General features: G+C 49.7%; 9 protein-coding genes. 1 reads left to right on the top strand and 8 read right to left on the bottom strand.

What is annotated here, in order from left to right:
* Window positions 1-46 precede the first annotated feature (46 nt).
* The 4 genes from hutU to hutI are packed head-to-tail and all read right to left on the bottom strand — an operon-like array spanning window position 47 to window position 5,331.
* On the bottom strand, window positions 47-1,720 hold the full coding sequence (gene hutU / locus ABDZ76_RS11165; RefSeq protein ID WP_184223642.1) for a urocanate hydratase: 1,674 nt from the start codon (window positions 1,718-1,720) through the stop codon (window positions 47-49).
* A 20-nt stretch (window positions 1,721-1,740) separates the two neighbouring features.
* Window positions 1,741-2,535: an N-formylglutamate deformylase gene (gene hutG / locus ABDZ76_RS11160; RefSeq protein WP_343805420.1), complete on the bottom strand. Its 795-nt coding sequence runs from the start codon at window positions 2,533-2,535 to the stop codon at window positions 1,741-1,743.
* Between the two features lie 2 nt (window positions 2,536-2,537).
* Complete coding sequence (hutH, locus tag ABDZ76_RS11155) at window positions 2,538-4,073, bottom strand: histidine ammonia-lyase (protein WP_343805418.1); 1,536 nt, start codon at window positions 4,071-4,073, stop codon at window positions 2,538-2,540.
* Between the two features lie 40 nt (window positions 4,074-4,113).
* Window positions 4,114-5,331 carry an imidazolonepropionase gene (gene hutI / locus ABDZ76_RS11150; protein ID WP_343805416.1) on the bottom strand — a complete coding sequence of 406 codons (1,218 nt, stop codon included), beginning with the start codon at window positions 5,329-5,331 and terminating at the stop codon, window positions 4,114-4,116.
* 136 nt (window positions 5,332-5,467) lie between these two features.
* On the opposite strand from hutI, the gene ABDZ76_RS11145 reads away from it, so the two are divergent.
* Window positions 5,468-6,835, top strand: a complete 1,368-nt coding sequence (locus ABDZ76_RS11145; RefSeq protein ID WP_343805414.1) for a formimidoylglutamate deiminase — start codon at window positions 5,468-5,470, stop codon at window positions 6,833-6,835.
* A gap of 6 nt (window positions 6,836-6,841) precedes the next feature.
* Here the strand turns inward: ABDZ76_RS11145 and ABDZ76_RS11140 are convergent, their stop codons facing one another.
* The 4 genes from ABDZ76_RS11140 to ABDZ76_RS11125 form a co-directional block, all read right to left on the bottom strand.
* Window positions 6,842-7,594 (bottom strand): histidine utilization transcriptional repressor HutC, encoded by a 753-nt coding sequence (locus tag ABDZ76_RS11140; RefSeq protein ID WP_343805412.1) that lies wholly within the window; start codon window positions 7,592-7,594, stop codon window positions 6,842-6,844.
* 182 nt (window positions 7,595-7,776) lie between these two features.
* Window positions 7,777-8,910, bottom strand: a complete 1,134-nt coding sequence (locus tag ABDZ76_RS11135) for a DmpA family aminopeptidase (protein ID WP_343805409.1) — start codon at window positions 8,908-8,910, stop codon at window positions 7,777-7,779.
* Between the two features lie 240 nt (window positions 8,911-9,150).
* On the bottom strand, window positions 9,151-9,981 hold the full coding sequence (locus ABDZ76_RS11130; RefSeq protein ID WP_343805407.1) for a PhzF family phenazine biosynthesis protein: 831 nt from the start codon (window positions 9,979-9,981) through the stop codon (window positions 9,151-9,153).
* A 177-nt stretch (window positions 9,982-10,158) separates the two neighbouring features.
* Window positions 10,159-11,454, bottom strand: a complete 1,296-nt coding sequence (locus ABDZ76_RS11125) for an MFS transporter (protein WP_343805405.1) — start codon at window positions 11,452-11,454, stop codon at window positions 10,159-10,161.
* Between the last annotated feature and the right edge of the window lie 149 nt (window positions 11,455-11,603).

Below are 11,603 nucleotides of genomic sequence, written 5' to 3'. Positions count from 1 at the left end.
CACAAAAAATCTCCCGCAAGTGCGGCACTTGCGGGAGAAGAATATATTAATTGCCGAGAATAGCAGGCAGACGAAGCCCCTGCTGTTTTGCCCAATCAAGCGCAATATCATAGCCTGCATCAGCATGGCGCATCACACCGGTTGCCGGATCGTTCCAAAGCACACGGCCAATACGTTCATCCGCATCGGCGGAACCGTCACAGCAAATCACCATGCCGGAATGCTGGCTGAAGCCCATGCCGACACCACCACCATGATGGAGCGAAACCCATGTTGCACCCGATGCTGTATTGAGCAGCGCGTTGAGCAGCGGCCAGTCGGATACAGCATCCGAACCATCCTGCATCGCTTCTGTTTCACGGTTAGGTGACGCCACCGAACCACTATCCAGATGATCGCGACCGATCACAATTGGCGCTTTCAATTCGCCGTTGCGCACCATTTCGTTGAATGCAAGCCCAAGGCGATGACGATCACCCAAACCTACCCAGCAGATACGTGCTGGCAAGCCCTGAAACTCAATGCGTTCCTTCGCCATATCGAGCCAGTTATGCAGATGCTTATTATCCGGCAACAGCTCTTTAACTTTAGCATCGGTCTTGGCAATATCTTCCGGATCACCCGAAAGAGCAGCCCAACGGAAAGGCCCGACACCACGGCAGAACAGCGGGCGGATATAGGCCGGCACAAAGCCCGGGAATGCAAATGCATCTTCCAAGCCCTCTTCCAGCGCCATCTGACGGATATTATTGCCATAATCAACGGTCGGAATACCGGCATTCCAGAAATCGAGCATGGCCTGAACCTGCACCTTCATGGAAGCACGGGCAGCTTTTGCAACGCCTTTCGGGTCGCTTTCCTGTTTGGCGCGCCATTCCGCAACGCTCCAGCCAATCGGCAAATAGCCGTGTACCGGATCATGCGCCGAGGTCTGATCGGTAACGATATCAGGGCGCACACCGCGCTTGACGAGTTCAGGGTAAATTTCCGCCGCATTGCCAATCAACGCAATGGATTTAGCTTCGCCCGCCTTCGTCCATTCGTCAATTTTCATTAATGCTTCATCAAGGCTATGGGTCTTTTCATCGACATAACGGGTACGCAAACGGAAGTCGGCGCGGGTTTCATCGCATTCAACCGCCAAGCAGCAAGCACCTGCCATCACGGCAGCAAGCGGCTGCGCGCCACCCATACCGCCAAGACCGCCGGTCAAAATCCATTTACCCTTCAGATTACCGTTATAATGCTGGCGACCAGCTTCCACAAAGGTTTCATAAGTGCCCTGCACAATCCCTTGCGCGCCGATATAAATCCACGAACCGGCTGTCATCTGGCCATACATGGCCAAGCCTTTTTTATCCAATTCGTTGAAATGATCCCATGTCGCCCAATGCGGCACCAGATTGGAGTTCGCAATCAATACGCGCGGCGCATCTTTATGGGTGCGGAACACACCAACAGGCTTGCCGGATTGTACCAGCAAGGTTTCATTGTCTTCCAAGGTTTTCAGCGTGGCGACAATCTTGTCAAAATCATCCCATGTGCGGGCGGCGCGGCCAATGCCGCCATAAACCACCAGCTCATGCGGGCGCTCGGCAACATCAGGATCAAGATTGTTCATCAGCATACGCAGCGGCGCTTCGGTGAGCCAGCTTTTTGCGTTCAATTCTGTGCCGCGCGGTGCGCGTACATCGCGCTCATTGTGACGTGGATTGGACATGATTTCCCCTTGTTTAAATTTTAAAGCTTGGCCGCAACGTCTTCAATGCGTTGCAGCAATGTTTTGAGATGGATGCGCAAACGCTCTGCCTTGGCTTCGTCATAGGCAAAAGGCAGGCTTTCCGAGGCTAAATGGGTCTTTTGCGCAAGCTCCATCTGAATAGCGTGCACGCGATTTTCCGGTTGGCCATAATAACGGGTTGTCCAGCCACCTTTAAAGCGACCGTTCAAAATCGAGCTATAGCCGCTGGCTTTACTGGTCACATCGACGGCAATAGCTTCAATTTCCGCAGCGCAGGTTTTGCCCATATCAGTGCCGATATTGAAATCCGGCAGCGTGCCTTCAAACAAAAACGGAATATGGGAGCGGATGGAATGGCAATCATAGACAACTGCAATGCCGTGAATGTTTTTAACCCGCTCAATTTCAGCCGCAAAAGCATCGTGATAAGGCTTATGAAACCGGCTCAAACGATCCTGAATATCATCTGATTTCGGCTCCTCGCCTTCTTTCCAGATAGCAAGACCATCAAAATCCGTGATCGGGATCAAGCTGGTTGTATTCTGTCCCGGATAAAGGCTCACACCTTCAGGATCACGATTGGCATCAATGCAATAGCGATGGAAAGTTGCTCGCACTGTCGTGGCATTTTCCAACAAGCCGTCATAGAGCTTGTGAATATGCCAATCCGTATCGGCAAGAATACGGCCATTATCATTAAGTCTTGCCCATATATCATCCGGCACATTTGTGCCGGTATGAGGCAAACCGATTATGACCGGCGATGAGCCTTGTTTAACCTCAAAGGCTTGCATGTTTAAGCCTCCAAGGATGGCAGAATGCCATTGCTGATGCTCGCGTTCAGTGAACCATCAGCAACAACAGCTGTTGCAGCTTCAAGGTCATTTGCCATGTAGCGATCAATATCGAGTGTCGGCACTTTAGCGCGTAAAGCAGCCATCGCGTTTTTCAGTTCAGGGCTGGTTTCCAATGGTCCGCGCAGCTCTACACCAAGAGCACCGCTCAAAGCTTCAATGCCGATAATGGCATTGAGATTGTCGGTCATTTGCAGCAAGCGACGCGCACCATGACAAGCCATCGAAACATGATCTTCCTGATTGGCAGAGGTCGGGGTAGAATCCACCGATGCCGGATGTGCCATCTGCTTATTTTCGCTCATCAAGGCGGCTGAAGTCACTTCGGCAATCATCAGGCCGGAATTAAGACCCGGCTTTTTAGCCAAGAAAGCTGGCAGACCAAAAGACAGCGCCGGATCAACCAAAAGCGCGATACGGCGCTGCGCAATCGCACCAATTTCGCAAATCGCCAAAGCGATCTGATCCGCAGCAAAGGCCACCGGTTCAGCATGGAAATTACCGCCGGAAATCACACTGTCATCGGAAAGCACCAGCGGATTATCGGTAACCGCATTTGCTTCAATTTCAAGGCTGCGGGCAGCCTGACGCAAGATATCAAGACATGCGCCATCCACCTGCGGCTGGCAACGAATGCAATAAGGATCCTGCACGCGCTGATCGCCTTCCAGATGGCTGTCTCGAATAACCGAACCGGCGAGCAAACTGCGCAGAGCTGATGCGGTATCAATCTGCCCTTGATGGCCACGCAATGTATGAATATCCGGATGGAATGGCGCGGTGGAACCCATCGCGGCATCGGTGGAAAGTGCGCCGGTAATCAATGCTGATTGCAACGCCCGATGCGCACGGAAAAGCCCTGCAAGCGCTAAAGCGGTTGAGGTCTGGGTGCCGTTAATAAGTGCCAGACCTTCTTTGGCAGCCAGCACAACAGGCGTAAGCCCTGCTTTTTTCAAAGCATCTGCACCGGAAAGGCGGGCGCCTTGATAAAAAGCTTCACCTTCGCCGATCATCACCGCAGCCATATGAGCAAGCGGTGCCAGATCACCGGAAGCACCCACTGAGCCCTTGGCAGGGATCATCGGATGCACGCCTTTTTCCAGCATGCCTTCAATCAAGGTGATGAGTTGAAGACGTACACCGGATGCACCGCGACCAAGCGAGATAAGCTTCAGCGCCATAATCAAGCGCACAATGTCTTGGCTTAATGGTTCACCCACGCCGCAGCAATGTGACAAGATCAGGTTGCGTTGCAGCGTTGCTACATCTTCCGGCGCAATGCGGATGGAAGCCAGCTTACCAAAGCCGGTATTAATGCCATAAACCGGTGCATCACCAGCCGCGATTTCGGCAATACGATTGGCAGCTTTTTCGATAGCGCCATGAAAAGACGTATCAATACGTACGCTTAAATTTTCACGATAGATTTTCTCAAGAGTTCCAAGAGAAACACTGCCGGGTTTGAGAACGAGAGTCATCTGTTGCTCCATCGGGGACAATGCCCACGGGTTATGAAAATTAAATCTGACCTTTGAAAATCCGCTTCCAAAGCGGATTGAAACCGATCCGGTAAACAAGTTCTGCCGGACGCTCGACGTCCCAAATGGCAATGTCGGCATCTTTGCCGGTCTCAAGCGTGCCGGTTTGCGCTAACACACCAAGCGCTCGCGCTGCTTCACGCGTCACACCGGCAATGCACTCATCCACGGTCATGCGGAAAAGTGTAGCGCCCATATTCATGGTTAAAAGCAGCGATGTCAGCGGCGATGTGCCCGGATTATTATCGGTTGCCAGCGCCATTTTTGTGCCAGCCGCACGGAAAAGATCAACCGGCGGCTTTTGCGTTTCGCGGATGAAATAATATGCCCCCGGCAACAAGACGGCGACAGTTCCGGCCTGTGCCATCGCCTGCGCACCAGCTTCATCAGTATATTCCAGATGATCAGCAGAAAGCGCCTGATATGAAGCGGCTAATGCTGCTCCATGCAAATTCGACAACTGATCAGCATGGAGCTTCACCGGCAGATGATGGGTTTTTGCGGCATCAAAAACACGCGCCATTTCATCTGGCAAAAAGGCAATGCCTTCACAAAAGCCGTCAACCGCATCTGCCAGTTTTTCGACGGCAATACGCGGCAACATATCATGGATGATTTTATCAATATAGGCCTGCTTATCGCCGTTCATTTCCGGCGGCAAAGCATGTGCGCCCAAGAAGGTCGTGCGCACAGCAACATCACGCTTTTCACCAAGTTTACGTGCCGCACGCAATGCTTTCATTTCGTTTTCAGCGTCCAGCCCATAACCGGATTTGATCTCGATCGTTGTCACACCTTCAGCAATCAATGCATCCAGACGCGGCAGGCTCTCTTGCACCAGATCATCTTCACTTGCTGCACGTAAGTTTTTAACCGATGAAACAATGCCCCCGCCAGCGCGCGCAACTTCTTCATAAGTTGCACCATTAAGGCGCAGTTCAAACTCGTGCGCGCGATTACCCGCATGCACAAGATGCGTATGACAATCAATCAGACCGGGCGTAATCAGACGCCCCTGACAATCGATTGTTTTAAAATCAGTAAATTCAGGCGGCAATTCGCCCAATCCACCCGCATAGGCGATTTTGCCATCGCGCACAGCAAGTGCTGCATCTTCAATTAAGCCCAGACCACTTAGTTTTTCTGCAAGCGTAATCATGCGCGCATTGATTAAAACGAAGTCGGATTTCTTTGCCATCAGCATTTTTCTCTCTTCCCCTGATTGCACATAATGTATATACATAATAATCAAGCCGCCAAGAGGAAAAATGTACAAAATTACATTTTGTTGAAAAACAAACGGGAAAACCAAGCGGCAAGAGGAGTTTTGATCTATGTCGGCAAGCGCCACTCATGCGAGCACTATCCATGCAAGCCAAGCTCTGTTGCCAAACGGCTGGGCGCAAAATGTGCGCCTCACCATTGCCGGCGGCAAGATAAGCAGCATCGAAACTGATGTAGAAGCTCAGGCTCATGACGAGCGCCATCATGTCATTCTCAGCGGCATGCCGAATATTCACAGCCACGCATTTCAATATGGCATGGCAGGCCTTGCCGAAAAGCGCGGCAGCTCTGCCGACAGCTTCTGGAGCTGGCGCGAAATTATGTATAAATTTGCGCTGACCATGTCGCCCGATCAAACGCGCACAGTCGCGCTGCGCCTTTATATCGATATGCTGGAGGCAGGCTTTACCCGCGTTGGCGAGTTTCACTATCTCCATCACGACCGCGACGGCAGGCCTTATGCCAATATTTCCGAGATGGCCGATCAGATTGTTTCCGCTGCGCAAACAGCCGGTATAGGCCTCACACTGCTGCCGGTATTCTATGCCCATTCCGGTTTTGGCGGCAGCGCTCCCAATGAAGGCCAGCGCCGTTTCATCAATGATGAGACAAGTTTTGCGCGCCTCATTGAAGGTTGCCAAAAATCTTTATCCCTTATTGACGGTGCAGTTTTGGGCGTGGCGCCCCATAGTTTGCGCGCTGTAACGCCGGATGAATTGAACTTTGCGGCACAGATTTTGCCCGATGCGCCGGTGCATATTCACATTTCCGAGCAAGTGAAAGAAGTTGAAGATTGCCTCGCATGGTCAGGACAGCGTCCTGTCGAATGGCTGTTAAACTATCAAGATTTGTCATCCCGCTGGTGCCTTATTCATGCAACCCACATGAGCGACGCAGAAACAAAAGACGTTGCAAATGCAGGTGCAATTGCCGGTCTATGCCCTGTGACAGAAGCCAATTTGGGTGACGGCGCCTTCAACGCCCCGTGCTTTCATGAGCATGGCGGGCAGTTCGGTATTGGCTCCGATTCCAATGTGCTGATCGGCATTGGTGACGAATTACGCCAATATGAATATTCACAGCGCCTGCAGCATCGCGCCCGCAATGTACTGGCACAAAATGAACGCTCCACCGGACGCGCCGTGTTTGATGGTGCCGTTCAAGGCGGCAATATTTCCATGGGACGCGCTCAAGACGGCTTAAAAACCGGCGCATCTGCCGATTTTCTCTCGCTCGACATGCAGCGTTTGCCCGACACCAAAGGCGATACTATCCTTGACACCTGGATTTTCGCTGGTCGCGCAAGCGTTTCCGATGTCTGGGTACGCGGCAAAAAACAGGTGGAAAATGGCCGCCACGCCATGCGCGATGAGGCCGAGCGTGCATTCCAGCAAACAATAGGTGAGCTATTGAATTAAACAGGCTCACGCATTGACTTGCGGAAAAGACCCGAGATTAGAGGAGAAAACACCTGTAATCTCGTGTCCGAGACCCGGATAAATAATATCCACATCGGTGATCAGCTCCGCACGGTGCCATGTGCGCCGGTTAAGCTTCAAACACGCCGCATTGGTTTCAATGCCAAGTATGCCTGCTAATGTGGTATCGGCATTGATCGCACGAATAGTATGCTTAGCTTCATTCCACGGAATATGGCCAAGCAACCATGTGCCGGGCGGGGTTTCTTCAAATGTTTCCGCCGCCACTTCCGGCACTTTTGCCAAGGAAATGATGCGGTCTTCATAGGCTTCAGGCTTTTCATTGACGATATGCAGGCACAAAATGCGTAAAATCTTGTGATCAGTTGCAAGCTGCAATTCTTTTGCTTTTGCTGGTGCGATACGTTCTTCACGACGCAGCAAAATTTCATGGCGATATTGCTGGCCGGTTTCCTTTGCCTCTTTAGCAAAGTCACGGATCTGCATAAACATCACACTATCAGCCTGCGGCGCAGAGACGAATGAACCTGCTTTGCGGCGACGATTGATCAATCCACGTTCGGCAAGGCGCGATAAAACGCGATTAACGGTCATGCGGGAGCACTGATATTGCTCCATAAAATCGCTTTCGCTTGGAATTTTATCACCCGGCGCCCAATGACCATTAATGATATTTTCTTCAATATCTTTTTGAATTTGCTCTGAAAGACTGACTGGAGCATTATTTTCCTGATTCAAACTGCACCTTCGTCACTCTCAGCAAAGTGCTGATTTCAAACACAATAATAAAATCATCTTACTTTATATATTTCATGCAAAGATGACCAATGTCTTTTTGTATAGACTATTATTTCAGATGCAAGCAACAAACCACATATAAAAAAGCGGCCTCTAAAGGCCGCTTTTCTATTTTCAAACGACTATTTCGCGTCCAGACGATTATATTTTTTCATCACATCGACAAGACGATCATGCGGAATAGCGAAAGACACATTGTCATCGCGCCCCTTCATTGTTTCAGCCGCAATCATCGCGTTTACAATGGCTTCTTCAGTTGCCAGAGCTGCGGCCTGAATAAGCGGATCCATCTTGTTATTTGATACCATTTCAAGCTTGGTATTTTCTTCACGACTATAGGCTTCAGGGTTGCCGGTCGAGAAACTGATGAAAATATCACCGCTACCATTGCCGCCAAAACCACCAACACGGCCAATACCAATCGGTACACGGCGTGCCAAACGCTTCAGCTGTTGCGGCAACAATGGCGCATCCGTTGCAACCACCACGATGATGGAACCGGTTTCCTCACGTGTCCACGACGTGTCCGGCATCATGTCCGTGATTTCCTGCCCGACAGGCACACCGGCAATCAGTAAATCTTTGCGCGAGCCAAAATTGCCCTGCACCAGAACGCCAACCGTATAGCCACCTTGTTCATCACTGAGTTTACGTGATGATGTACCGGTGCCACCTTTAAAGTTGAAAAGGTTCATACCGGTGCCGCCGCCGACATTGCCTTCGGCAATCTGACCACTGGTCGCATTATCAAGGGCTGCATAAACATGCTCTTTTTTCACATGCATGCCGTTAATATCGTTAAGGATGCCGTCCCATGTTTCTGCAACAACCGGCAACAGCCAGTAGAGATCTCTGAAATGCGGCCCTGTCAGATCATTATCAGCAAGCCATGAGACAACTGAATCCCGCACAACCCCAACACTATGCGTATTGGTGATGGTAATCGGCCCTTCCAGAAAGCCGCTTTCCTCCACCCATGTCGTACCGGTCATTTCACCGTTACCATTTAAGGAATACCAGCCGGAAAAGACCGGATTGAAGGTTTTACCACGGGGCAAAATAGCCGTCACACCTGTACGGACAGGCCCTTTACCGACTTCGATTTTACCTTCGCCTTCGATGATGGTGGAATAACCAACTGTTACACCCTCAACGTCGGTAATTGCATTATTGGGACCTGTTTCACCTGTAAATGGTATGCCGAGGTCTCGTGCACGGGGTTTATCTTCTGCATGCGCTGTAGAAATAGTGCTCACCAATATAGCTCCATAGACCGCACTCAAGAGCGCAGACTTCATCTTGAACATGATAAAACCTCCCATTGAATGACTGCGATTTAAATTTAATATTATGATAAGCAGCCACCACTATTAAAACACTGCCCTTCCGTCAGTGCAATTATTTAAACATGCCAAAATCAAATATTTACTAGTTCAATTATAGTAAACACCATCACGATTGGGAACTTCACTGTATTGGTGAATATAATTTTAGAATTATTCCATTATATGTGCTGCACCTGAGATGCGAATTGAACTGCCTTTTTCAGGTGATATCTCAGCACGCAATCGGGAAAGCATCCCCATATCTTCCCCCTGAATAATTTCGATAACGCCGCCATGCGGCCAATTCAGATCACGCAAATAGCCAGCAAACGCTGCTGTAGCCGCACCTGTTGCTGCATCTTCATAAACACCACCCGCAGCAAACGGGTTGCGTGTATGGAAAAGCTGTTTCGTCTCGGCATAGTTGAGCAAAATAGTCACCCAGCCATGTTTGCGCATCAGTGCACGACCTTTTTCAAAATCATAATGCATAGTTTTCAAAGCGTCTCGCGATTGCAATGACAGGCAAAAATGATCGGCACCACCATGAATAAATGCAGGAGGAATATCAGGATTAAGATCGGCATAAGTCAAACCAAAAAGATTAAGAGCATCCTCAGTCATCTCTTTCGTTGCCGCTTTATGCCACGTTGGCGGCGACTGAAGTGCGGCGCTTATCTTTCCATTTTGATGGTGTCCTTCAACCGTGATCCGGCTTTGATTAAGGATCAATGGAAAAATGCCATCACCCTCCTGCAATGCCAAGGCAGCACCCAATGCAATGGTGGCATGACCGCAAAACGGCACTTCAAAACTTGGCGCAAAATATCGCGTGCGCCAGCCATCACCGGTTTTAGCTGTAAAGACTGTTTCTGAAAAACCTACTTCCGCAGCAGTTTTCTGCATAATCTGCTCACCCGGCAATGTATCAAGAATAACCACACCGGCAGGATTTCCGCCCTGATTACCTTCGGAAAAAGCAGCAATACGTAAAATATTCATTTTAGCCACGTTCCTTCAAACATATAAATTCTTTTACGACAATGACATGCTCAGAATGAGAGACAGACTAGTTTGCGTGAAGACAAAGCACACAATCCGAGTCCTTCCGAAATATTATGAATCTCACAAGATTGAGGCGGACAACTAGTCCATTAAGCACTATTGTCCGCTTATCAGTTAGGTGTCTTGTTCACTCTCCGGCAAAACAACATGCACGGCATCGTTTTTCTCGTTCTCAACGGCGCCCTGTATCAGCTCATCCGTTACGCGCAACTCGGCACCAATCGGTGAATAAGGCGTTGCCGGCGCAAAAGGTGCAGCCGGTGTCGATTCTGGGCGCGCACCACGACGCCACATGAAGAAAGCAATCATCAGCACATTGAGAAGGCCAAGCGACCAGAAAAGCCCTAATGGTCCCATCAATGCCATAACCGGCGAAATAATAAGCGGACTGATAGCACAGCCCACCGAATTAATCAGTAACAAACCCTGTATCATACGCACCAATGCGTCTGACGAGGTACTATCCGCCGCAAAACTGACAGCAACCGGATAAATCGCAAAAATAGCGCCGCCCAGCAAAAAGAATACCACAATCAGCAAAGGTGAATTTTGCGGCAAAGTGATCACCAATGCCGACAATAAAGCACAGGCAACACTCAGCGTAATCAGTACGATACGGCGATCGCGCCTGTCAGACCAGCGACCTACCGGATATTGCAGCACCATTGCACCGAAAATCACACTCGCCATCATTGTACCAATTTCACTGGTCTCAAGGCCTGCGCGCTGCAAATACAATGGAAACAAAGAATAAACGGCGGCAATTGCAATACCGGAGCCAAAGCAACCAATCACACCACTTGGTGTCATACGCAGCAAATCCAGCGGGTTAAGTGCTTCAACACGCTCAACAACCGGGGTTACGCGCGGCAAAATCACAATGGGCAGAACGGAAAGCGAAATGAGAATTGCCGCTGCCATGAATGGTATAACCGCGCCCATCGCATCAGCAGTACCAAGCGCTAGTTGGCCAAGCATACCGGATCCGTATAAAGCAATCATATAAAGTGCCAGAATACGGCCGCGCATTTTTTGGTCAGCTGCCAACAACAACCAGCTTTCAATAACCAGATAAATACCAATTGCCGCCCAACCATAAAGAAAGCGCAGGCTTAGCCAAAACCAGACATCAAAATACATGCCTTGCAGCAATACACTCACCGTAATGAGCGAAGCAAAGCTACTATAGGCACGGATATGTCCAATACGCGCAATCAGACGATCATGATAAATAGCACCAACCGTCAGGCCTATAAAATAAGAGGATGACACGATACCGATCATCGTCTCGGAGACACCCGCACTATCCAGACGCAAGGTTGTCAATGATGACAAGAAACCATTGCCGATACTGACAATAAACAACCCTAACAGCGGTGCGAGTATCATCGCAATCACTTGCGCAGACATTTAAACCTCTAACGGCACTAAGCTTCAAAAAAATTACGTAGCCATAATATCAAGGCAGTTCATATAATTTATATGATAAATCAAGCATAATTTTGTTGAATAGAAACAATGCTTTTTTTTGCCGCAAGACCAACCCTTGGGTCACAAAA

Source organism: Paenochrobactrum glaciei, assembly GCF_039522165.1.
Taxonomy (GTDB): Bacteria; Pseudomonadota; Alphaproteobacteria; order Rhizobiales; family Rhizobiaceae; genus Paenochrobactrum; species Paenochrobactrum glaciei.
The sequence above is the reverse complement of the archived record's forward strand: the minus strand, read 5'-3'. Positions and strand labels throughout refer to the sequence as shown.